Source organism: Streptomyces sp. NPDC096040, assembly GCF_040303265.1.
GTDB lineage: Bacteria > Actinomycetota > Actinomycetes > Streptomycetales > Streptomycetaceae > Streptomyces.
Genome location: NZ_JBEOTA010000006.1, coordinates 105,946 through 129,038, shown reverse-complemented (window position 1 = coordinate 129,038; position 23,093 = coordinate 105,946). Strand labels below are relative to the sequence as shown.

General features: G+C 70.9%; 20 protein-coding genes. 14 read left to right on the top strand and 6 right to left on the bottom strand.

Annotated features, from left to right (window positions below; all coding sequences use genetic code 11):
• Window positions 1–116: 116 nt before the first annotated feature.
• Window positions 117–1,889, bottom strand: coding sequence for a dolichyl-phosphate-mannose--protein mannosyltransferase (locus tag ABTY98_RS09565; RefSeq protein WP_352220313.1), 1,773 nt, complete (start codon window positions 1,887–1,889; stop codon window positions 117–119).
• Between the two features lie 128 nt (window positions 1,890–2,017).
• Between ABTY98_RS09565 and rsmI the strand changes: the two genes are divergently transcribed.
• The 7 genes from rsmI (at window position 2,018) to ABTY98_RS09530 (ending at window position 10,260) form a co-directional block, all read left to right on the top strand.
• Complete coding sequence (gene rsmI / locus ABTY98_RS09560; protein ID WP_352220312.1) at window positions 2,018–2,866, top strand: 16S rRNA (cytidine(1402)-2'-O)-methyltransferase; 849 nt, start codon at window positions 2,018–2,020, stop codon at window positions 2,864–2,866.
• A gap of 388 nt (window positions 2,867–3,254) precedes the next feature.
• Complete coding sequence (locus ABTY98_RS09555; RefSeq protein WP_352220311.1) at window positions 3,255–3,683, top strand: hypothetical protein; 429 nt, start codon at window positions 3,255–3,257, stop codon at window positions 3,681–3,683.
• A 47-nt stretch (window positions 3,684–3,730) separates the two neighbouring features.
• A complete protein-coding gene (locus ABTY98_RS09550; RefSeq protein WP_352220310.1) occupies window positions 3,731–4,645 on the top strand; it encodes a TatD family hydrolase in 915 nt (304 codons plus the stop codon).
• Between the two features lie 157 nt (window positions 4,646–4,802).
• Window positions 4,803–6,275 carry a resuscitation-promoting factor gene (locus ABTY98_RS09545; protein WP_352220309.1) on the top strand — a complete coding sequence of 491 codons (1,473 nt, stop codon included), beginning with the start codon at window positions 4,803–4,805 and terminating at the stop codon, window positions 6,273–6,275.
• Window positions 6,276–6,313: 38 nt separating this feature from the next.
• A complete protein-coding gene (rsmA, locus tag ABTY98_RS09540) occupies window positions 6,314–7,183 on the top strand; it encodes a 16S rRNA (adenine(1518)-N(6)/adenine(1519)-N(6))-dimethyltransferase RsmA (RefSeq protein ID WP_352220308.1) in 870 nt (289 codons plus the stop codon).
• On the top strand, window positions 7,180–8,109 hold the full coding sequence (locus ABTY98_RS09535; protein WP_352220307.1) for a 4-(cytidine 5'-diphospho)-2-C-methyl-D-erythritol kinase: 930 nt from the start codon (window positions 7,180–7,182) through the stop codon (window positions 8,107–8,109). The genes rsmA and ABTY98_RS09535 overlap by 4 nt, the downstream gene beginning before the upstream one ends.
• Before the next feature lie 348 nt (window positions 8,110–8,457).
• Window positions 8,458–10,260, top strand: coding sequence for an ABC-F family ATP-binding cassette domain-containing protein (locus tag ABTY98_RS09530; protein WP_352220306.1), 1,803 nt, complete (start codon window positions 8,458–8,460; stop codon window positions 10,258–10,260).
• A 76-nt stretch (window positions 10,261–10,336) separates the two neighbouring features.
• On the opposite strand, the gene ABTY98_RS09525 is transcribed toward ABTY98_RS09530, so the two are convergent.
• Window positions 10,337–10,480: a hypothetical protein gene (locus ABTY98_RS09525; RefSeq protein ID WP_352220305.1), complete on the bottom strand. Its 144-nt coding sequence runs from the start codon at window positions 10,478–10,480 to the stop codon at window positions 10,337–10,339.
• A gap of 301 nt (window positions 10,481–10,781) precedes the next feature.
• On the opposite strand from ABTY98_RS09525, the gene ABTY98_RS09520 reads away from it, so the two are divergent.
• The 3 genes from ABTY98_RS09520 to ABTY98_RS09510 all read left to right on the top strand — a co-directional run bounded on the left by ABTY98_RS09520 (window position 10,782) and on the right by ABTY98_RS09510 (window position 15,449).
• Window positions 10,782–12,641, top strand: coding sequence for an outer membrane protein assembly factor BamB family protein (locus ABTY98_RS09520; protein ID WP_352220304.1), 1,860 nt, complete (start codon window positions 10,782–10,784; stop codon window positions 12,639–12,641).
• Window positions 12,642–12,744: 103 nt separating this feature from the next.
• A complete protein-coding gene (locus ABTY98_RS09515) occupies window positions 12,745–14,463 on the top strand; it encodes an outer membrane protein assembly factor BamB family protein (protein ID WP_352220303.1) in 1,719 nt (572 codons plus the stop codon).
• Between the two features lie 293 nt (window positions 14,464–14,756).
• Complete coding sequence (locus ABTY98_RS09510) at window positions 14,757–15,449, top strand: helix-turn-helix transcriptional regulator (protein ID WP_352220302.1); 693 nt, start codon at window positions 14,757–14,759, stop codon at window positions 15,447–15,449.
• A gap of 18 nt (window positions 15,450–15,467) precedes the next feature.
• On the opposite strand, the gene ABTY98_RS09505 is transcribed toward ABTY98_RS09510, so the two are convergent.
• Both ABTY98_RS09505 and ABTY98_RS09500 read right to left on the bottom strand, forming a co-directional pair.
• Window positions 15,468–15,794, bottom strand: coding sequence for a hypothetical protein (locus ABTY98_RS09505; RefSeq protein ID WP_352220301.1), 327 nt, complete (start codon window positions 15,792–15,794; stop codon window positions 15,468–15,470).
• Window positions 15,795–15,821: 27 nt separating this feature from the next.
• Window positions 15,822–17,534, bottom strand: a complete 1,713-nt coding sequence (locus tag ABTY98_RS09500; RefSeq protein WP_352220491.1) for a sodium:solute symporter family protein — start codon at window positions 17,532–17,534, stop codon at window positions 15,822–15,824.
• Window positions 17,535–17,658: 124 nt separating this feature from the next.
• Between ABTY98_RS09500 and galT the strand changes: the two genes are divergently transcribed.
• The 3 genes from galT to galK are packed head-to-tail and all read left to right on the top strand — an operon-like array spanning window position 17,659 to window position 20,837.
• Window positions 17,659–18,717, top strand: coding sequence for a galactose-1-phosphate uridylyltransferase (gene galT / locus ABTY98_RS09495; protein ID WP_352220300.1), 1,059 nt, complete (start codon window positions 17,659–17,661; stop codon window positions 18,715–18,717).
• A complete protein-coding gene (gene galE, locus ABTY98_RS09490) occupies window positions 18,717–19,679 on the top strand; it encodes a UDP-glucose 4-epimerase GalE (protein ID WP_352220299.1) in 963 nt (320 codons plus the stop codon). The genes galT and galE overlap by 1 nt, the downstream gene beginning before the upstream one ends.
• On the top strand, window positions 19,680–20,837 hold the full coding sequence (gene galK / locus ABTY98_RS09485) for a galactokinase (protein ID WP_352220298.1): 1,158 nt from the start codon (window positions 19,680–19,682) through the stop codon (window positions 20,835–20,837).
• A gap of 3 nt (window positions 20,838–20,840) precedes the next feature.
• On the opposite strand, the gene ABTY98_RS09480 is transcribed toward galK, so the two are convergent.
• Window positions 20,841–21,299 (bottom strand): GNAT family N-acetyltransferase, encoded by a 459-nt coding sequence (locus tag ABTY98_RS09480; protein ID WP_352220490.1) that lies wholly within the window; start codon window positions 21,297–21,299, stop codon window positions 20,841–20,843.
• Window positions 21,300–21,559: 260 nt separating this feature from the next.
• Between ABTY98_RS09480 and ABTY98_RS09475 the strand changes: the two genes are divergently transcribed.
• Window positions 21,560–22,333: a LuxR C-terminal-related transcriptional regulator gene (locus tag ABTY98_RS09475; RefSeq protein WP_352220297.1), complete on the top strand. Its 774-nt coding sequence runs from the start codon at window positions 21,560–21,562 to the stop codon at window positions 22,331–22,333.
• 188 nt (window positions 22,334–22,521) lie between these two features.
• Here ABTY98_RS09475 and ABTY98_RS09470 read toward each other — a convergent pair whose 3' ends face one another.
• The gene (locus ABTY98_RS09470) at window positions 22,522–23,019 is read right to left on the bottom strand and encodes a MarR family winged helix-turn-helix transcriptional regulator (protein WP_352220296.1); all 498 of its coding nucleotides are present in this window, start codon (window positions 23,017–23,019) and stop codon (window positions 22,522–22,524) included.
• Between the last annotated feature and the right edge of the window lie 74 nt (window positions 23,020–23,093).

The following is a 23,093-nucleotide window of genomic DNA, read 5'->3' as shown; positions in this document are numbered from 1 at the left end:
CGCCGCATTTTGTGAACGCGTTCAAAAGCTTGTTGTGGTTCGCACTGTAGGCGGTTGTGGGGCCCCTGTGTCAGATGTTGATTAATTGTTGTCTGAAAGGAAATCAGGGATGTGGCTCATACCCAGGTATCGAGCCACATACGTGAACGCCAGGAATCGATCGGAATCGCCGTACCGGTGTACAGCGGCCAGAAGTAGATGAAGTTCCAGGCGATCAGCAGGACGAGTAGCCCGGCCCCCGACGCGCCGATCAGCCGGCGGGTGTCGCTGGAGCCCGGCGGGCCGATGATCGCGCCGATCATCATCGCCACCGCGAGACACAGGAACGGTACGAAGACGACGGCGTAGAAGAGGAAGATCGTGCGCTCCTGGTACATGAACCAGGGCAGGTAACCGGCCGCGATGCCACAGGCGATGGCGCCCGCCCGCCAGTCCCGGCGGAAGGCCCACCGCCACAGGATGTACAGGATCGCGAAGCAGGCCGCCCACCACAGCAGCGGCGTGCCGATCGCCAGCACCTCACGCGCGCACTTCTCCCCGGCGTCCGAGGGGCAGCCGTCCGCACCCGGGGAGGGTGACTCGTAGAAGTACGACACCGGGCGGCCCAGCACCAGCCAGGACCACGGGTTGGACATGTAGGTGTGCGGCGACGACAGGCCCACGTGGAAGAGGTAGACCTCGTGCTCGTAGTGCCACAGGCTGCGCAGCCAGTCCGGCAGGAACGTCCAGTCGCCGCCCTTGCCGTCGGTGGCCGCCCAGTTGCGGAAGTAGCCGCCGCTGCCGTCGGTCGGGGACACGATCCAGCCGATCCAGGAGGTCAGGTAGACGGCGATCGCCACCGGTACCGTCGCCAGGAACGTGATCCCCGTGTCGTACTTCAGGACCGCCTGGTACGGGTGCCGGGCACCGGCCACCTTGCGGGCGCCGACGTCCCACAACAGCGCCATCAGGCAGAACGCGGCCAGGATGTAGAGGCCGTTCCACTTGGTGCCGATCGCGAGGCCCAGCAGCACGCCGGCCGCCCAGCGCCAGGGGCGCCAGCCGAAGCGGAAAGCGTCGGCCACGCGCGCGTCGGGGCGGATCCGGCCGTCCGCGTCGGGCGGCAGCGCGGCCGCGAGTCTCTCCCGTGACCGGTCCCGGTCGATGACCAGACAGCCGAACGCTGCCAGGACGAAGAACATCAGCACGCCGTCGAGCAGCGAGGTGCGGCTCATCACGAAGTGCAGCCCGTCCACCGCCATCAGGCCGCCCGCCAGGCAGCCCAGGAAGGTGGAACGGAACATCCGGCGCCCGATCCGGCACAGCAGCAGCACGCTCAGCGTGCCGAGGAGTGCCGTCATGAAGCGCCAGCCGAACGGGTCGAAGCCGAAAGCCAGCTCACCGAGCCCGATGATGTATTTGCCGACCGGCGGGTGCACGACGTACGCCGCGTCCGCCGGGATCGTGACATGGCCGTTCGCCTGAAGGATCAGATCGTTGGCGTTCTTGTCCCAGTTGACCTCGAAACCACGGTGGACGAGCGCCCACGCGTCCTTCGCGTAATAGGTCTCGTCGAATATCACCGCCTTCGGGCTGCCCAGGTTCCAGAACCGCAGCAGGCCCGCCATCAGCGTCACCAGGAGCGGGCCGCCCCAGCCGGACCAGCGCGTGATCCGCTTGGCGAGCGCCGGGGGCACGCCCAGGCCGAGCCACAGCCGGGAGCCGGGCTCGGCGTACGGCGGGACCAGGCGGTCGACGACATCGGCATGCGCGCCGGCGCCTCTGCCGCCGGTGGTGTGCGCCGGGCTCGCCGGGTAGCCGAATCGGCGCAGCCGCTGCTGCCACGCCGGCCGCTCGTCGAGCGGTGCCTGGCCCTGCCGGGTGTCCGTGGAGGACGCGGTACTGGTCACCGCGCCATCGTAGGGAACCGTTCTGTGTGAGTCCCGTGCAATGGGGCTTAGTGGTGGGTTCCTTTGCGATCGGCGGCCGCCGTTTCCCGGGGGACGGCGCTGTCAGTGGCTGCTGCGAGGATGGAGGCGTGACTGGAACCCTTGTCCTGGCAGGCACCCCCATCGGCGACGTCGCGGACGCGCCGCCCCGGCTCGCGACGGAGCTGACCGGCGCCGACGTGATCGCGGCCGAGGACACCCGGCGGCTGCGGTGGCTCACACAGGCGCTCGGTGTGACGCCCAAGGGTCGCGTGGTGTCGTACTTCGAGGGCAACGAGGCCGCCCGCACGCCCGAGCTGGTCGAGGAGCTCGTGGGCGGCGCGCGCGTGCTGCTCGTGACCGACGCCGGGATGCCCTCCGTCTCCGACCCCGGCTACCGGCTGGTCGCGGCCGCCGTGGAGAAGGAGATCCGTGTCACAGCGGTCCCTGGGCCGTCCGCGGTGCTCACCGCGCTCGCGCTGTCCGGGCTGCCCGTCGACCGGTTCTGCTTCGAGGGCTTCCTGCCGCGCAAGGCGGGCGAACGCCGCTCCCGGCTCCAGGAGGCCGTGGAGGAACGGCGCACCCTCGTCTACTTCGAGGCCCCGCACCGCCTCGACGACACCCTCGCCGCCATGGCCGAGGTCTTCGGCGCCGAGCGGCGGGCCGCCGTCTGCCGCGAGCTGACCAAGACGTACGAGGAGGTACGGCGCGGTCCGCTGGCCGAGCTCGCGGTGTGGGCCGCCGACGGAGTGCGCGGCGAGATCACCGTCGTCGTCGAGGGTGCCCCCGAGCGCGGCCCCGAGGAACTCGACGCGGCGGAACTCGTACGGCGGGTGCGGGTGCGGGAGGAGGCCGGCGAGCGACGCAAGGAGGCGATCGCGGCGGTGGCGGTGGAGGCGGGGATTCCGAAGCGGGTCGTGTTCGACGCGGTGGTCGCCGCGAAGCGCGCTGACGGGTGAGGCGATTCGGGCGGTGCCGTCGCCGGGGTCCGGGCGGTCCGAGGGGCGTTCCAAGGGGGCGCTCCTTGATCTATGAGCGAGTCGCGTCTCCCTTGAGCGTGCGCCCCTGACCTGCGGAAAGGTGTCCTCTGAGCAGGGAGCGTCTCTCTTGAGCGCGCGCCCCACGGGACGGTAAAGCAAGGGCGGCGAACGCAAAGCCCAGCCCTATCCGACAAGGCCGATTTGGCAAGCAGGATCCAAATCGCATCCAACACTCGGCAGGTCCGTCGCGTTCGCGCCGGTGAAGGCGTCCACTGGTCAGCAGGGACGCACCCGTCCCTCACCCCATGGGATTCCGGGGGGAATCCCCACACCCGGGGTGCTTGTCCAGCGGACAAGAGGAGCTGGCATGAGTGAGATCGCAGGGCAGACCGGCCTCCGTGGTGCGGCCACAGCCGTCGTGCGCGAGTCGTATTCCTTCGCCTGCATGCGATGCGGGCACGGCTGGGAGCAGTCGTACGAGATAGAGCACCACACGGACGCGGACAACCACGAGTTCGTCATGTATGTGGCGAACGGCCAGGTCGTCCCGTCCCCGCTGAGCCGGCCCTCGTGCCAGAACTGCGACGGCCATGTCGTGCGGATCATGCGTGCGGGGCAGGTCTCGTCGGTGCACACTGCGGCGCACCAGTCGTCCCGGCGGCCGGTGCAGGGCGGCCGGGCCGAGGAGGCCGAGACCGGACCGGCGGCGGCGACGGAGGCCTCCGCGCAGGTCAAGCAGGTCCACCACTGGCACCTGTCCGATCTCCTGCATCCCTTCCAGCGCAAGGCGAGCTGACCCGGGCGCGGGTCCGGCGGGGCGTGCCCCTTTCGTAGGATCGGGGCATGCCTTCGAACGCCTCCGCGAACGTCTCCGCGCATTCCTCCGCCGCGGCCGACAAGAACGCGGCGCCGCCGCTCCCGGAACCCCTCCGGGTGCCGGTCGCCGACTCCCACACCCACCTCGACATGCAGTCCGGCACGGTCGAGGAGGGCCTCGCGAAGGCCGCCTCGGTGGGCGTGACGACCGTCGTCCAGGTCGGCTGCGACATCAAGGGATCGCGCTGGGCCGCCGAGACCGCGGCGGAGTACGACAGCGTCCACGCGACGGTCGCCCTGCACCCCAACGAGGCCCCGCGCATCGTCCACGGTGACCCCGACGGGTGGTCGCGGCAGGGTGCCCGGACACCGGGCGGTGACGCGGCACTGGACGAGGCCCTGGCCGAGATCGACCGGCTGGCCGCGCTGCCGCAGGTCAAGGGCGTCGGCGAGACCGGCCTCGACTACTTCCGCACCGGTCCCGAGGGCAAGGCCGCCCAGGAGCGTTCCTTCCGCGCCCACATCGAGATCGCCAAGCGGCACGGCAAGACCCTCGTCATCCACGACCGCGACGCCCACGCGGACGTGCTGCGCGTCCTCAAGGAGGAGGGCGCCCCCGAGCGGACGGTGTTCCACTGCTACTCCGGGGACGCCGAGATGGCCGAGGAGTGCGCCCGCGAGGGCTACTTCATGTCCTTCGCCGGCAACGTCACCTTCAAGAACGCCCAGAACCTGAGGGACGCGCTCGTCGTCGCCCCGCTGGAACTGGTCCTCGTCGAGACCGACGCGCCCTTCCTGACCCCGGCGCCGTACCGCGGACGGCCCAACGCCCCGTATCTCATTCCGGTCACGGTGCGTGCGATGGCCGCCGTGCGGGGCGTCGACGAGGATGCGCTGGCGACGGCCCTGGGCGCGAACACGGCCCGCGCCTTCGGCTACTGAGAGTGCATCGATGATAACTGACGCATAACGCTCGCTCGGGCACACCTTGGGCCCGGCCGCAACCGTACGTAGTCGTGCCGCTTTGGAGAGTGACCGGCGCTCCGCTAGGTTCTGGGAGCCCGATCCGGACCCCTCTGGCTCTCTGGAGCGTGTCGGCGTGAGCACATCGCAGTACGAGACGTTTGAGGCGTACGACCCCTACGGCGCGCCAGGTGCGCACGGCGGGGGCGGCGCGCACGGGGAGCAAGGCGTGCACGACGCGCACGCGGTGCCCGGCGTGCACGACGCCCGGACGCAGGGATACGGCATGGCCTACGGGGGTGACACGTACCGGCCGGCGTACGAGGTCTCGGCGGAGGCGGGGACGCGGGTCTCGCCGACGGGGCAGGCGCAGGCGTATGCGAGTGCACCGAGTGAGCCGGTGCTTCCGCGGCAGAGCGAGCGCGTACCGGAGGGCGGGGCGCCCGAGCCGGGCGTGCGCGCCGTGGTGGGGCGGCGTGCCACGCGCCGGCGGAAGGCGCGGTACAGCCAGCGCCCCGACTCCACCGTGCGCCGTCTGCTTCCGCAGGCGCTGGTCGTCGCGTTCCTCGCCGGCGGCACCACCGCGTTCCTCGCCAAGGACAAGGCGATCGAGCTGACCGTCGACGGCAGGCCGCGCGTCCTGCACACGTTCGCGGACGACGTGACCGAGCTGCTGGCCGACGAAGGCGTGCGGGTCGGCGCGCACGACGTGGTGGCGCCCGCCGCCGGCGCGGCGCTGGCCAGCGGCGACGAGGTCGCGGTGCACTACGGCCGCCCCGTACGGCTCACGCTGGACGGCCAGCCGCGCGAGGTGTGGACGACGGCGCGCACCGTCGACGGGGCGCTCAACCAGCTGGGGGTGCGAGCCGAGGGCGCGTACCTGTCGGCCTCCCGCTCCCAGAGCATTGGACGCGCCGGACTCGCGCTCGACGTACGCACCGAGCGCACGGTCACGATCCTGGCGGACGGCCGGACCCGCACCATCCGCACCAACGCCGCGACCGTCCGCGAGGCCGTCGAGGAGGCCGGGGTCACCCTGCACGGCCAGGACACCACCTCCGTGCCCCAGGCCGGCTTCCCGCGCGACGGGCAGACGGTGACCGTGCTGCGCGTCACGGACGGCAAGGAGGTGCGCGAGGAGACCATCCCGTTCGAGGTGCGGCGGACGCCGGACCCGACGGTGTTCGAGGGCACCGAGGTGGTCGAGCGGCCCGGCCGGCCCGGGCTGCGCCGGATCACGTACCACCTGCGGACCGTCAACGGGGTCCGGCAGAAGCCGCGCCGCGAGCGGTCCGAGATGGTGCGCGAGCCGCGCGCGCAGCTCGTGAAGGTGGGCACCAAGCCGCACCCGGACTCCGTGAAGGGCGCCGACGGCCTCGACTGGCACGGTCTCGCCGTCTGCGAGTCCGGCGGCCGCCCGGCCGCGGTGGACCCCTCCGGGACGTACGGCGGGCTGTACCAGTTCGACACCCACACCTGGCAGAGCCTCGGCGGCAGCGGGCGCCCGCAGGACGCGTCGGCCGCGGAGCAGACGTTCCGTGCGAAGAAGCTTTACACGAAACGCGGCTCCACCCCGTGGCCGCACTGCGGGGCACGGCTGCACGGGTGACCGGCGGGAGGGATCCCGGCGGCCCGTACCCTAGTCCCGTGAGCAGCCCCGTCCCCGACTCCCTCCTCGGCCCGGCCGACATCCGTGAACTCGCCGCAGCGCTCGGTGTACGCCCCACCAAGCAGCGCGGCCAGAACTTCGTGATCGACGCCAACACGGTCCGCCGTATCGTCCGCACCGCCGGGGTCCGCCCGGACGACGTCGTCGTCGAGGTCGGCCCGGGGCTCGGGTCCCTCACCCTGGCGCTCCTCGAGGTCGCCGACCGGGTGACCGCTGTGGAGATCGACGACGTCCTGGCGGGCGCGCTGCCCGCGACGATCGGGGCGCGCATGCCGGCGCGCGCGGACCGGTTCGCGCTGGTCCACTCCGACGCGATGCACGTCACCGAACTGCCCGGGCCCCCGCCCACCGCGCTCGTCGCGAACCTCCCCTACAACGTCGCCGTCCCGGTCCTCCTCCACATGCTCGACACCTTCCCGAGCATCGAGCGGACGCTGGTGATGGTGCAGGCCGAGGTCGCCGACCGGCTCGCCGCCCCCCCCGGCTCGAAGGTCTACGGCGTGCCGTCCGTCAAGGCCAACTGGTACGCCGAGGTGAAGCGCGCCGGATCCATCGGGCGCACCGTCTTCTGGCCCGCCCCGAACGTCGACAGCGGGCTGGTCTCCCTCGTCCGGCGCACCGAGCCGCTGAAGACGACGGCGTCGAAGCGCGAGGTCTTCGCCGTCGTCGACGCGGCGTTCGCACAGCGGCGCAAGACCCTGCGGGCGGCGCTCGCCGGATGGGCCGGGTCCGCGGCGGCCGCCGAGACGGCCCTCGTCGCCGCCGGGGTCTCGCCGCAGGCGCGCGGGGAGTCGCTGACGGTGGAGGAGTTCGCGAGCATCGCCGAGCACAAGGAGTCCGGTAAGTGAGCGTCACCGTACGCGTCCCCGCCAAGGTCAACGTCCAGCTCGCGGTGGGCGCCGCCCGCCCCGACGGCTTCCACGACCTCGCCAACGTCTTCCTCGCCGTCGGCCTGTACGACGAGGTCACGGTCACGCCCGCCGACGAGCTGAGCGTCACCTGCGAGGGCACGGACGCCGACCAGGTGCCGCTGGACCGCACCAACCTCGCCGCGCGCGCAGCGCTCGCCCTCGCCGAACGCCGGGGCGTCGACCCGGCCGTGCACATCCACATCACCAAGGACATCCCGGTCGCCGGCGGCATGGCCGGGGGGAGCGCGGACGGGGCGGGCGCGCTCCTCGCGTGCAACGAGCTCTGGCGCGCGGGCGCCGCGCGCGCCGAACTCCTCGCGATCTGCGCCGAACTGGGCAGCGACGTGCCCTTCAGCCTGGCCGGCGGCGCCGCCCTCGGCACCGGGCGAGGTGAACGGCTCACCGCCCTGGACGTCGGCGGCACCTTCCACTGGGTGTTCGCGATGGCCGCGCGCGGGCTGTCCACCCCGGCCGTCTTCCGCGAGTTCGACCGGCTCGCCGAAGGTCTCGACATCCCCGAGCCCGTCGCCTCCCGCGACCTCCTCGACGCGCTCGCCAAGGGCGACCCGGACGCGCTCGCCGCCGCCGTCTCCAACGACCTCCAGCCCGCCGCGCTCTCCCTCTTCCCGGAACTCGCGGACACGCTCGACGCGGGACGCGCGGCCGGCGCCCTCACCGCGCTGGTCTCCGGCTCCGGGCCCACGACGGCGTTCCTGGTCCGCGACACCGCCGCGGCGGAGAAGGTCTCCGAGGCGCTCCTCGCCTCCGGCACCTGCCGCACGGTGCGCACGGCGACGGCACCCGCGCCGGGCGCGCGGGTGATCACCACGGCGGACGACATCGGCGCCCCCGCCGGAGTGTGACACCAGCGCACACGCTGGACACCAGCGCACACGCTGGACACCAGCGCCCCCGCCGGGGCGTGACACGAGCGCACAGGCTGGACACCAGCGCCCCCGCCGGGGCGTGACACGAGCGCACACCCTGGACACCCCAAGGTCACCTTCGTCAACCCGGTCAACGGCGTCACCAGGGACGTCACCACCGTCTCCGGCCACCGCGACTGGCTGCAGACCGACTGCCCGGGCCAGACGATGTACGACCTCCTCGACGAGGTACGCGCTCAGGCGGGCGGAAAGTAGCTCCCGGCAAGGCGGCCTCCCGGCGCGCATTACGCTGGGAGGCTGACCGTCCCCCTGCGCAGGAGTGAAATGGCCGTCAACCTGGTCAATGTCGAGAACGTCAGTAAGGTCTACGGCACCCGTGCCCTGCTGGACGGCGTCTCGCTCGGCGTGTCGGAGGGCGACCGCATCGGCGTGGTGGGCCGCAACGGCGACGGCAAGACCACCCTCATCCGGATGCTCGCCAAGCTGGAGGAGGCCGACACCGGGCGTGTCACGCACTCCGGCGGACTGCGCCTCGGCGTCCTCACCCAGCACGACTCCCTCGACCCGGCCGCCACCGTCCGGCACGAGGTCATCGGAGACATGGCCGACCACGAGTGGGCCGGCAACGCCAAGGTCAGGGACGTCCTCACCGGCCTCTTCGGCGGCCTGGACCTGCCCGGGTTCCCCAAGGGCCTGGACACCGTGATCGGGCCGCTGTCCGGCGGTGAGCGGCGCCGTATCGCGCTCGCCAAGCTGCTCATCGAGGAGCAGGACCTGCTCGTCCTCGACGAGCCCACCAACCACCTCGACGTCGAGGGCATCGCCTGGCTCGCCCGGCACCTGCGGGAGCGCCGCTCGGCGCTGGTCTGCGTCACCCACGACCGCTGGTTCCTCGACCAGGTCTGCACCCGCATGTGGGACGTGCAGCGCGGGGCCGTCTACGAGTACGAGGGCGGCTACTCCGACTACGTCTTCGCCCGCGCGGAGCGCGAGCGGATCGCGGCCACCGAGGAGACCAAGCGGCAGAACCTGGTCCGCAAGGAGCTCGCCTGGCTTCGCCGGGGCGCCCCCGCCCGTACCTCCAAGCCCCGCTTCCGGGTCGAGGCCGCCAACGAGCTGATCGCCGACGTGCCGCCGCCGCGCGACACCAGCGAGCTGATGAAGTTCGCCTCCTCCCGGCTCGGGAAGACCGTGTTCGACCTGGAGGACGTCACCGTCCAGGCCGGGCCCAAGGTGCTGCTCAAGCACGTCACCTGGCAGCTCGGGCCCGGCGACCGCATCGGCCTGGTCGGTGTCAACGGCGCCGGCAAGACCTCGCTGCTGCGCGCCATGGCCGAGGCCGCGCGCACCGAGGGCGAGACGCAGCCGGCGGCCGGGCGGGTCGCCGTCGGCAGGACCGTCAAGCTCGCCTACCTCTCCCAGGAGGTCGCCGAGCTCGACCCGAACCTGCGGGTCCTGGAGGCCGTCCAGCAGGTCCGCGAGCGCGTCGACCTCGGCAAGGGGCGCGAGATGACCGCCGGGCAGCTGTGCGAGACGTTCGGCTTCAACAAGGAGAAGCAGTGGACGCCGGTCGGCGACCTCTCCGGCGGTGAGCGCCGCCGCCTCCAGCTGCTGCGCCTGCTCATGGACGAGCCCAACGTCCTCTTCCTCGACGAGCCCACCAACGACCTCGACATCGAGACCCTCACCCAGCTGGAGGACGTCCTCGACGGCTGGCCCGGCTCGATGATCGTCATCTCCCACGACCGGTTCTTCGTGGAGCGCACCACGGACCGGGTCTTCGCCCTCCTCGGCGACGCCACCCTGCGGATGCTGCCGCGCGGTATCGACGAGTACCTGGAGCGACGCCGGCGCATGGAGGAGGCGGCCGCCGCCACGGCCGTGGCCCCCAAGGCGCCCACGGCCGAGCGGAGCGCCGCCGACCAGCGCGCAGCCAAGAAGGAGCTCCAGAAGATCGAACGTCAGCTGGACCGCGTCTCCGAGAAGGAGACCAAGCTGCACGACCAGATCGCCGCGAACGCCACGGACTTCGCCAAGGTGGCCGAACTCGACACCCAGCTGCGCGACTTGGCCGGGGAGCGCGAGGAACTGGAGATGCGCTGGCTGGAGCTGGCGGAGGACGCGTAGCGAGGCGCGCACCCGGGTGGCGTGCGCCGTGACGAGGAGCGCACGGGCTCGGCGTGCGCGGCACGGGGGCCCCGGTTCAGGCGACCCGGCCGCCCACGCCTGAGCGTCCTTCGGGTACGGACAGCAGGCCGACCGCCGTCTGCTCGCGGACCTGCTCGCCGAGGACGCCGGTCACGGCGCCGGTGATCGCCGCGATCGGACGCGCCGGCGCGTCCGGCACCCGCAGGCTGAGCGTGATGTTCGGGGCGACCCGGTCGGAGACGCCCCCCCGTGCCGCGCCGACGCGGGGCGGAGGAACGCGAGCACTGAGAGCGCTTGCGCACGCCCGTGGAGGGCCCGTGAAGGCGCGTAACGGTGGCATCACGGGGCGGTTCTCCCTTGGGAACAGCGGCAGATGTGGGCCCGTGGCCTGTCGGTGCCGAGTGATAGAAAGGTCCGTCTGAGAGCAGTCTGAGAACGCCCTGAGGCCCCTCGGGAGCCTCGGGGTGTGGCTAAAAATCAGTAACGGGGGAAGATCGCTGATGACTCAGCCACCCAACCGGCCGCCGCAGCAGGGTGGATTCGGAGCACCGCGGGACCAACCACCGCCGCCGGGCGGTGGCTTCGGCGCCCCGCAGCAGCCGCCCGCACAGGGAGGCTTCGGTGCGCCCCAGGGCGCGCCCCCGCTTCCTGCCCAGCCTCCCGAGCCGGGATACGGCTATCCGCAGCAGCCGGGACCGTATGCGCAGCCCGGTCCATACGGCCAGGCACAGCAGCCCGGCCCTTACGGTCAGGGACAGCAGCCCGGCCCTTACGGTCAGGGACAGCAGCCCGGCCCTTACGGTCAGGGACAGCAGCCCGGCCCTTACGGTCAGGGACAGCAGCCCGGACCGTACGGGCAGCCGCCCCAGCCGGGTTACGGCTATCCGCCGCAGTACCCGGGCGCACCCGGCGTCACCCCGCCGCCCGGTGGCGGGGGCGGGCCGTTCAGGGGGAGGCCCGCGCTGATCGTCGCGGCGGCCGTGGCGGGACTGCTGGTCGTCGGCGGCACCGTGTACGCCGTCACCAGCGGCGGGGACGACGGCAAGAAGCCGGTCGCCCGGCAGACCGACGACCCCAAGGCCTCCGACACCGGAGCCCCGGCCAACCCGGGCGACGGCAGCGGCGACGGCGGAGCGGACCCGGAGAACCTCAACGAGGGCCGCAAGTCCGGCGAGGCCAAGGTGCTCTGGTACAAGTCGGCACCCGACGCCCCCGCGTCCGGCGCCGACGCCCCCGGCATGTGGATCACCGGGAAGACCGCGGTGAAGGCGGCGTACAAGCAGGTCTTCGCCTACGGTGTGGGCGACGGCGCCCCGGCCTGGGACCCGATCACGTTCCCGCAGAAGATCTGCGCGGTCACCCCGCACCAGTCGGCCGCAGGCAAGGTCGTCGTGGCCTACATGAACGGCACCAGCGACCGGGCCAAGTGCAACCAGCTGCAGGAGATCGACCTCGACACGGGCCGCAAGGGCTGGACCGCGACCGTCGCCGACGGCGGCCTGTTCGACAGCGCGATCAGCATCGGGCTGACGATCAGCGGAAAGACGTTGATGGTGAGCCGCTCCCAGTCGGGCACGGCGTACGACCTCGGCAGCGGCGACAAGCTGTACGACAAGAAGAAGTACGGCGCGTCCTGCTTCCCGGCGGCGTTCGCGGGCGGCACCAACCGGCTGGTCGAGGTGGCCTCCTGCGGCGGCGGCGACGAGCACGACGAGATCTCGGAGCTCGACCCGGCCACCGGCAAGGTCAGGTGGACCCAGCCGGTCAAGAAGGGCTGGTCGGTCCAGCGGACCTACTCCGTCGACCCGCTCGTGGTCTATCTGACCAACGAGGACAAGAAGGCCTGGAACATCTCGACCCTGGACGACAAGGGCACGTTCCGTTCCGAGGTGAAGGTCGACGAGAAGTTCGCCCCCGAGTGCGGCTGGGCGATCCTCGCCCGTGACCTCCAGGGCTGCCAGGGCGTCGCCGTCGACGCGAACACCCTCTATCTGCCGACGGACGTGCACGGCGGCGCCAACGAGATCGTCGCGATCAGCCTCGCCGACGGCAAGGCGAAGTGGCGTACCAAGTCCCCGACGGACGAGTCGATGTACCCGGTCAAGGCCGAGGGCGGCAAACTCGTCGCCTACGTAAGGCCGTCGTACGACGCGGGCGGCCAGGTCGTGTCGATCCCGGCCACCGGCTCCGCCCACACCACCACGAGGCTGCTGCAGAACCCGCAGCACACCGCCGACATCGAGGACGGCTTCTACGACGGCGCGGTCGACTGGGTCGACGGGCGCTTCTACCTCTCCACCACGCGGCTGTCCGGCAGCGACGACGCGAAGGAGAAGCTGATGATGGCCTTCGGTGACTGAGCGGACGCGCCCGCCCGTCCCCTCCAGCAGTCCGCACCGGCCGCCGGCCGTCTCACGTGCTCTCCCCAGCCATCTCACGCGCCGTCCCCAGAGGTACCCCGTCATGACCCAGCCGCCTCCGCCACCGCCCAACCAGCCCCCGCGGCAGCCCGGTTTCGGCGCCCCCGCCGGCCCCCCGCAGCCGCCCGGACAGCCGGCTCCCCAGCCGGGCTACGGCTATCCGCGGCAGCCCCCGGCCCCTCAGCCCGGCTACGGCTACCCCCACCAGCCGCCCCAGCCCGGCTACGGCTACCCCGCACAGCCCCCGGTAACGGGCCCGAACCCGTACGCCCAGCAGCCCGGTTACGGCTACCCGGGCGGCCGGCCCGGCGGCCCCACTCCCACCCCCGGCAGGAACAACGCCACCCTGCTCATCATCGTCGCCGCGGTCGTCGTGATCGCGCTGATCGTCGGCGGCGGCATCTGGTACGCCAAGTCCTCCGGCGCCCACGGCAAGAAGGACGACACCGCCGGATCCAGCGCCGGCGGCACCGGCGGCCAAGATGGCAAGGGAGGCGGAGGCAGCGAGAAGGTGCCCGCCGACCCCACCTCCAGGGTCCTCTTCCAGGTTCCGCTGCCCACGGCGAACGACACCACGGTCACCGCCGGTTCCTGGCTCACCGACAAGGTGTACGTGAAGACCGGCGTCGCCCGGATCGTCGGCTACGACCCCGACTCGGGCGCCAAGTTGTGGACGGTCCCGCTGCCCGGCCCGGTCTGCTACGCCACCGGGCACGTCAGCGCGGACGGCAGGACCGCCGTTGTCTTCCAGCCGAAGATGCCGCCCAAGGGCTCCACGGCGGGCTGCACCCAGGTCGCCGCGATCGACCTGAACACCGGTAAGAAGCTGTGGACGCAGACGGTCAAGTCCGGTGACGTAGCGGTCAACTTCAACAATGTGACGGTCGCCCAGCAGACGGTCGCGGTCGGCGGCACCAGCGGCGGCGCCGCCTTCGACCTCGCCTCCGGCAAGGTCCGCTGGCAGCCCAAGCCGACCGACACCTGCTACGACGCCGGTTACGGCGGCGGCGCCAAACTGGTGGCGGTCCGCAGGTGCGGCAGCGGCGACACCGCTCAACTGCACATCCAGACCATCGACCCGGTCTCCGGCAAGGTGATCTCCGAGTACGAGATGACCTCCGGCATCGACTACGCCAGCGTCGTGTCGACCGACCCGCTGGTGGTGGCCGCCGACGTCAACGACAGCGCGGGCGACGGCAGTGGCTTCTCGGACGTCTTCTCCATCGACAACAGGACCGGGCGGCTGCGCACCCGTATCTCCACGCCGGGCAGCGCGTACGCGGCCCGCTGCGACGGCATCTACCAGCTGGAGAACTGCAAGGGAGTGGTGGTCGGCAACGACCGGCTGTACCTGCCGACCGAGGAGCACGACGGCAGCGGGGACCACACCAGGACCAACGAGATCGTCGCCTTCGACCTGGCCACCGGCAAGCAGACCGGCCAGCGCGCAGACGCCGGCGACAACTACACGATCACACCGCTGCGCATGGACGGTCCGAATGTGATCGCGTACAAGACCCCGCCGTACGACAGGGGCGGCCAGGTCGTCAGTATCGACGGCGGTTCGTTCAAGGAGACCAGGCTGCTGGAGAACCCGGTGACGGCGGCGGTCAAGGCCGTGGAGACCAGCATGTCGCCGCAGTACGCGGAGGTCCTCTACTCCCAGGGGCACCTGTACCTGTCCGCCGTGTACGCTCACGCCGCCGGTTCGTCGACATCGGGCAAGGAGTACCTGATCAACGCGTTCGGTGCGGGTGGCTGACGGTTCGTCAAGCGCAAGCGCCCGTGTCACCCGGCCCGCGATTCCGGTCCCGTCCCTGGTCAGGGGCGGAACCGGGCGCGTACCGCATCACACCCTCTCTTCACCCGCGAATACGAGAAAAGCCAGAGATTCCTCCGATCCGGGGCACTTCTCATCAGTAGGGGCAGCGCAACGTCGAACAAGCGTGTAGCTTCCGGGGGCATGAAGGACGGGGTGCCGGGGGGCCCTCTGTCCACGCGGACCAGTGGGCATCCATAGTGGGGCATCCATTGGGGGGACTGGGGGGTTGCTCTATGGGAGTGCGGCTCATGGTGGTCGACGACCACCGGCTGCTCGCCGAGGCGCTGGCCTCGGCGCTGAAACTGCGCGGCCACCGGGTGCTCGCGGCGGCGGCGCCCGCGGCGGGCGCGGCGGAGCTGGTGATCGCACGCGCGCCCGAGGTGTGCCTGCTGGGTACGGCGACACCGGCCGAGCCGGGGATCTTCGACCCGGTGGTGAAGATCAAGAAGGAGCGGCCGCAGGTCGCGGTGGTGGTGCTGGGCCCGGTGCCGTCCCCGCGGGGGATCGCGGCGGCCTTCGCCGCGGGCGCCTCCGGGTACGTACGGCACGACGAGCGGATAGAGGGCGTCGAGCGGGCGATCATGAAGGCGCGGGCCGGTGAGGCGGCGGTGGCCCCGGCGCTGCTCCAGGGCGCGTTCGGCGAACTGCTCAACCCCGCCGCCCAGCCCGACGACGAGGGCCAGCGCCTCCTCCAGATGCTCACCCCGAGGGAGGTGGAGGTCCTGGTCCGGGTGGCCGACGGCGAGGACACGAGGCTGATCGCCGCGGGCATGGGCATCGCCCCGAGCACGGCCCGCACCCATGTGCAGAGGGTGCTGATGAAGCTGGGGGTGGGGTCGAGGCTGGAGGCAGCGGCTTTGGCGGCGCGCACGGGCCTACTGGACAGGGCCGGCCCGCTGAACAGTTCAACGGGGCCGGACCTCTAGCCGAAACACACCCCGTGCCTACTCCTCAACCTCCTCCACAGGCGGCACCGGAGGCGGAGTGGGCCGCAGCCACAACCACACCAGGAAGAACACCCCCAGCAACAACATCCCGATCCCGGTCCACAGGTTGATATTGATCCCCTGCGCCTTGTCGATCTCGGCCTCGGAGTCCGTGATCCCGGTGATCGTGACGATGATCCCGTACAGCACGAACAACCCGCCGATGATCCGCCGCAGATCGAAGATGCGCGCGGCGGTCGTGGACTTGCTCTCCAGCTCGGTGACTTCCCGGTGGACGTCCTGCTCGGAGTAGTGGAACCCGGACTGCCCGGAGTCGTCGGTCATGGTCTCTCCATTCTCCCGGGGCCGGGGTCAGAACGAGAACGGGATGTAACAGAGGGCGGCGAGGACCACCGCACCCCAGCCCAGCAGCGCCGGCCGCCGGTACCAGGCCTCGTCGCCGGGCGCGGGCGCCTCGGTCATGCCGGGGGAGCGGGTGCCGTAGACCAGGCCCGCGAGCTCCGCCTCCGGCTTGGGCGCGGTGAACAGGGACACGATGACCATCACCACCGCGCCGGCGACGAAGCCGGCGATCGCGGAGACGAAGTTGGCGCCCTGGTCGGAGGGGATGCCGATGATGTCCTTCTTGTAGAGGACGAAGTAGTTGACCATCGCGGTCACCGTCCCCGCGAGCAGCCCCCAGAAGCCGGATTTCGCCGAGGCGCGCTTCCAGAACATGCCGACGATGAAGACGACGAACATCGGCACGTTGAAGAAGGAGAACAGCGTCTGGAGGTAGCTCATGATGTTCGAGAACGACGACGCGAGGAACGCCGTACCGACGGACGCGCAGACGCCGATGGCCGTGATGAGGCGTCCGAAGCGGACGTAATAGCCGTCCTCGCGGCCGCGCACCACGTACTTCGCCCAGATGTCCGTCGTGAAGACGGTGTTGAAGGACGACACGTTGGCCGCCATGCCGGCCATGAAGGCCGCCAGCAGACCGGTGACCGCGATGCCGAGGACGCCGTTGGGCAGCAGCTGGGACATCAGGTACGGGATCGCGTCGTTGTACTGGAGGTCGGAGCCGGACGTGCCGATGTTCGGCACCAGCGCGGCGGCGACCAGGCCCGGGATCATCACCAGGAAGACGATGAAGATCTTCGGGTACGCGGCGATCAGCGGGGTGCGCTGGGCGGCGGAGAGGTTCTTCGCCGACAGTGCGCGCTGGACCTCGGCGAAGTTGGTCGTCCAGTAGCCGAAGGAGAGGACGAAGCCGAGACCGAGGACGATGGTCAGCCAGTTCGCGCCGAGCGGGTTGACACTGCCGATGCCGGTGCCGCCCCAGGCGGTGGTGAAGTTGTGGCCGTGGGTGGCGGTGAGCTTGTCGACCAGACCGTCCCAGCCGCCGACCTTCTTCAGGCCCAGCACGGACAGCGGGATGAGGGCGGCCAGGATCACGAAGAACTGGAGCACCTCGTTGTAGATGGCCGAGGAGAGGCCGCCGAGGGTGATGTACGCCAGCACGAACGCGCCCGCCACCACGATCGCCACCCACTGCGGCCAGCCCAGCAGCGCCTGCACGACGATCGCGAGGGCGTACAGGTTGACACCCGCGATGAGGATGGCGGCGAAGGCGAACAGGATCGAACTCAGCAGGTGTGCGCCTCTGTCGAAGCGCAGCAGCAGGAACTCGGGGACCGAGCGGACCTTGCTGCCGTAGTAGAAGGGCATCATCACCAGGCCGAGGAAGACCATGGCCGGGATGGCGCCGATCCAGTACCAGTGCACGGTGTACGCGCCGTACTGGGCGCTGTTGGCGGCCATGCCGAGGATCTCGGTGGCGGCCAGGTTCGCCGAGACGAACGCGAGCCCGGTGATCCAGGCGGGCAGTGAGCGTCCGGAGAGGAAGAAGTCGAGGCTCGTCTTCACCGAGCGGCGGGCCGCGAAGCCGATGCCCAGGACGACCACGAAGTAGATCGCGAGGATCGCGTAGTCGAGGCCGTTGGTGGGGAGCCGTAGCTCCGCCGCGAGGTATGTGGGGGATGCTGGGGCATTTGTGGGGTTTTGCGTCCAGTAATTCAACACTTTTGTTGTCTCACCTTGATTGTTTGCGATGTTGACTGACCTGGTGAGTTGTGTTTTGGTGTGTTCGGTTCTGTTTGAAGGTTGGCTGACTCGAACAACGCTCGATATTCGGGAGTCCGCAGTGAAGAAGACCTCGACCCGGCTGGCCGACGGTCGCGAGCTCACCTACTACGACCTGCGCGACGACACCGTGCGCGACGCGGTGGACCGCCGGCCGCTGGAGCGGACGCACACCTCCTCCGAGATCCGCCGTGACGCGCTGCTCGGCGACCAGGTCGCCATCGCCTCGCACCGGCAGGGCCGCACCTACCATCCGCCGGCCGACCAGTGCCCCCTGTGCCCGACCAAGGGCGACCGGCTGAGCGAGATCCCGGACTCGTCGTACGACGTGGTGGTCTTCGAGAATCGTTTTCCCTCGCTGGCCGACGACTCCGGGCGCTGTGAGGTGGTCTGCTTCACCTCGGACCACGACGCGTCCTTCGCCGGTCTCACCGAGGAGCAGGCGCGCCTCGTCCTCGACGCGTGGACCGACCGGACCTCGGAACTGTCGCATCTCCCCTCCGTCCAGCAGGTGTTCTGCTTCGAGAACCGCGGCGAGGAGATCGGCGTGACGCTCGGTCACCCGCACGGCCAGATCTACGCCTACCCCTTCACCACCCCGCGCACCGCCCTGATGCTGCGTTCACTTGCGACACATAAGGAAGCGACCGGCGGAGAGAACCTCTTCGACGCCGTCCTGGAGCGTGAACTCGCCGACGAGCGGATCGTCCTTGAGGGTGAACACTGGGTCGCCTTCGTGCCGTACGCGGCACACTGGCCCTACGAGGTCCACCTGTACCCGAAGCGCCGGGTCCCCGACCTGCTGGGTCTCGACGAGGCGGCACGCTCAGAGTTCCCCAAGGTTTATCTGGAACTCTTGAGGCGCTTCGACCGTATCTTCGGTGAGGGTGAACCTCCCACGCCCTACATCGCCGCCTGGCACCAGGCGCCGTTCGGGACGCTGGAGGAGTTCGACGGTGTCACGCGCGACGACTTCGCGCTCCACCTCGAGCTTTTCACCATCCGCCGAACGTCCGGCAAGCTGAAGTTTCTCGCGGGTTCCGAGTCCGGCATGAGCGTGTTCATCAACGACGTGCCGCCGGAGCGCGCGGCCGAGCGACTGCGAGAGGTAGCGAGTTGATGAAGTACCTGGTGACGGGCGGGGCGGGTTACGTCGGCAGTGTGGTGGCCCAGCACCTGCTGGAGGCGGGCCACGAGGTCACCGTCCTCGACAACCTCTCCACGGGCTTCCGTGAGGCCGTCCCGGCGGGCGCGGTGTTCGTCGAGGGCGACATCCGCGACGCCGCGAAGTGGCTCGACGCCTCCTACGGGGCGGTACTGCACTTCGCCGCGTTCTCCCAGGTCGGCGAGTCGGTGGCGAAGCCCGAGAAGTACTGGGACAACAACGTCGGCGGCACCATGGTGCTGCTCGCCGCGATGCGCGAGGCAGGCGTACGCAAGCTCGTCTTCTCCTCCACGGCGGCCACCTACGGCGAGCCGGAGCAGGTCCCGATCGTCGAGACCGCCCCGACGAAGCCCACCAGCCCGTACGGCGCCACCAAGCTCGCCGTCGACCACATGATCACCGGTGAGGCGGCCGCCCACGGCCTGGGCGCGGTCTCCCTGCGCTACTTCAACGTGGCCGGTGCCTACGGCGCGCAGGGCGAGCGCCACGACCCCGAGTCGCACCTGATCCCGCTGGTCCTCCAGGTCGCCCAGGGCCGCCGCGAGGCCATCTCGGTCTTCGGCGACGACTACCCGACGCCCGACGGCACCTGCGTCCGCGACTACATCCATGTCGCCGACCTGGCCGACGCCCACCTGCTGGCCCTGACCGCCGCACGCTCCGGCGAGCACCTGATCTGCAACCTCGGCAACGGCGAGGGCTTCTCGGTCCGCGAGGTCATCGAGACGGTCCGCCAGGTCACCGGCCACCCGATCCCCGAGGTCGTGGCCCCGCGCCGGGGCGGCGACCCGGCCGTCCTGGTCGCCTCGGCGGCCACCGCCCGCGAGAAGCTGGGCTGGAACCCGACCCGCGCGGACCTCGCGGGGATCGTCGCGGACGCCTGGGAGTTCGCACAGCACATCGCAAGGGAGCAGTAAGTGGGGGCAGTACAGCAGGTCAGAGACGCCTTCGAGGAGCTGTACGGCACGGCTCCCGACGGCGTCTGGTCGGCGCCGGGCCGGGTCAACCTGATCGGTGAGCACACCGACTACAACGACGGCTTCGTGATGCCGTTCGCACTGCCGCACATGACGACGGCCGCGGTCTCCCGCCGCACCGACGGCGTGCTGCGCCTGCACTCCTCGGACATCGAGGGCGGGGTCGTCGAGCTCTCCCTCAACGCCCTGGAACCCGGCACCGACCACGACTGGACGGCTTACCCAGCGGGCGTGGTCTGGGCGCTGCGCGAGGCCGGCCACCCGGTCACCGGCGCCGACGTCCACCTGTCCTCCACGGTTCCGACCGGCGCCGGACTGTCCTCCTCCGCGGCCCTGGAGGTGGTGATCGCCCTCGCCCTCAACGACCTGCACGGACTCGGCCTCGCACGCTGGCAGCTGGGCCGCCTGTGCCAGCGCGCGGAGAACGTCTACGTCGGGGCGCCGACCGGCATCATGGACCAGACGGCGTCCGCCTGCTGCGAGGCCGGGCACGCCCTGTTCCTGGACACCCGCGACCTCTCACAGCGGCAGATCCCCTTCGACCTCGCGGCCGAGGGCATGCGGCTGCTGGTCGTCGACACCCAGGTCAAGCACGCCCACAGCGGCGGCGAGTACGGCAAGCGCCGCGCCGGCTGCGAGAAGGGCGCGGCCCTGCTGGGCGTGGACGCGCTGCGGGACATCGCCTACGACGACCTCGACGCCGCGCTCGACCAGCTGGGCGACGAGGAGGAGGTACGACGCCTGGTCCGCCACGTCGTCACCGAGGACCACCGCGTCGAACGTGTCGTTGCCCTTCTGAAGGCCGGTGACACCCGCGCCATCGGCCCGGTCCTCACCGAGGGCCACGCCTCGCTGCGCGACGACTTCCGGATCTCCTGCCCGGAGCTGGACCTGGTCGTCGACACCGCCCTCGCCACCGGCGCCCTGGGCGCCCGGATGACCGGCGGCGGCTTCGGCGGCTCGGCGATCGTCCTCGCGGAGGCGTCCGACGTCGACACGATCACCAAGGCGGTCGAAGAGGCCTTCGCGGCGGCCGGTTTCAAGGCGCCCCGGACGTTCGAGGCGGTGCCGTCGGCGGGCGCCCGCCAGGAGAGCTGAGGCTCAGCCCAGCCGCTTCGTCAGGGTGTACTCCGTGATTCCCGGCGGATAGTCGGGGATCACGGAGACCACTTCGTAACCCCGCTTCCGGTAGAAGCCGGGCGCCTGGAAGTCCCAGGTCTCCACACGCGCGCCGGTGCAGGCGCGGTCCTTCCCGGCGATGCGCTCCGCCATGGCCAGCAGCCGGCCGCCCAGGCCCACGCCGCGATGGCGGGCGTCCACCCACAGATAGGTGACGTGCAGCCAGGTCGTCCACGTGTGCCCCACCAGGCCGCCCGCCAGTTCGCCCGAACCGTCGTCCATCGCCCAGACGTGCAGCGGCACTTGGCGTTCGCCGGGGGTGCCGCGCAGGGCCGCGAGGAACGGGGAGGCCGCGGTGTTGGTGTCCCGCAGCCTCGCGTGGAGCAGTTCCCGCCGTTCTTTGTCGACTTCCGCCTCAATACGAAACATGCGGCACACCATAAACGCGTCGGACGGCCAGTTCTGCAAATTGCCTTCCGCTCCCGCCCCCCTTCCGTACTCTGAGGAGCAGTGCCGGTGGGGGCCGGTGCTGATCAGGGGGCGAGACAAGTCGGGTACGACACCCGCGGTGGGGGTAGCAGTTCAGGCACGGCGGCGGCCGTGCGGTTCCGTCCTCCCACGGGTGTCGTGCCCGCGTGATCCGTCGTTCTGAGCACCTTGGGGTATCCCCTGCTCATGAAGAGCAAGGGGAAGGGGGTTTTGTGGTTCGCACCCGAGTTCTGGTCGTCGACGACCACCGTATCTTCGCCGAGTCGCTCGCCGCGGCACTGGCCGCCGAGCCCGACGTCGACGTGTCCGCGGCCGGCAGCGGCCCGGCGGCGCTGCGCTGCCTGGAGCGCGCGGCCGCCGAGGGCCGCCGCTACGACGTGCTGCTCGTCGACGCCGACCTGGGAGGCCGACTGCACGGCGGCCGCCCGGCCGTACCGGTGCAGGAGGGCAACGAGGAGGGTCTGGTCGACGGGATATCCCTGGTCGCCGGGGTCCGCTCGGCCCAGCCGGCCGTCCGTGTCGTCGTCCTCGCCGAGAAGGACGACCCGCGGCGTGCCGCCCTGGCCCTGCAGGCCGGCGCCTGCGGCTGGGTCGCCAAGGACTGCTCGCTGTCCCGGCTGCTGAACGTCATCCGGGGGGTGCTGCGCGACGAGACACATCTGCCGCCCGCCCTGCTCACCGGGGTCCTGCGGGAGCTGACGGCCGCGCGCAAGCACCGCACCGAGAGCGAACAGCTCGTGGAGTCCCTCACGCCGAGGGAACGGGAAGTGCTCCGGTGCATGGTGGCGGGCCTGGGGCGCAAGGCGGTCGCCGAGCGCCTGTTCCTGTCCCCGCACACCGTCCGCACCCATATGCAGAACGTGCTCGGCAAACTGGGCGTCCACTCCACCCTGGCCGCCGTCGCGCTCGCCCGCCGGGCCGGGGTCGGGCCGGCGGACCTGGGGCCTGCCGGGCGGATCATGTCGGAGGAAAGCAGCAGTGCCTGATCAACACCGGTGAGCGGGGCTTGGTGCGTCTGGCTGCAAGGTGGAGGAGGGCGTCGACGCGGTGGGGGCACCTCCCGCCCGAAGGCTGGGGGACGTCGACAACCGACGACAACGCCGCTGGGGGCACCCCCTCTGGGGGAGGGCGCGCCAAGCCCCGCGTCTCCGGCAGGATCCGCCCGGCAGGCCCCTCAGCCGGGGATGTTGTCGAACGGGGCGGTCAACTGGCGTAGCAGACCGGCCAGTTCGGCGCGCTGGGTGCGGGAGAGTTCGGCGAGGATCGCCCGTTCCTGGTCGAGGAGTCCGGCAAGGGCCTGGTCCGCGCGGTCCTGGCCCACGTCGGTCAGCCGCACCAGCACGCCCCGCCGGTCGCTCGGGTCCGGCAACCGCTCCACCAGGCCCTTCTTGGCCAGCCGGTCGATCCGGTTGGTCATCGTCCCCGAGGTGACCAGGGTCTGGGTCAGCAACTGCCCGGGGGAGAGCTGGTACGGCGTCCCCGCGCGCCGCAGCGCGGTCAGCACGTCGAACTCCCAGGGCTCCAGACTGTGCTCCGCGAAGGCCAGCCGACGTGCCCGGTCCAGGTGCCGGGCCAGCCGGCTCACCCGGCTGAGCACCTCGAGCGGCTCCACGTCGAGGTCCGGGCGCTCCCGGCGCCACGCAGCCACCAGCCGATCGACCTCGTCCTCCATGACGATCAGTGTAGTGGTTGTGTCGACATGAAGTCTCTTGATATCGAGCTTCTTGACATCGAGAGATTGGAGCG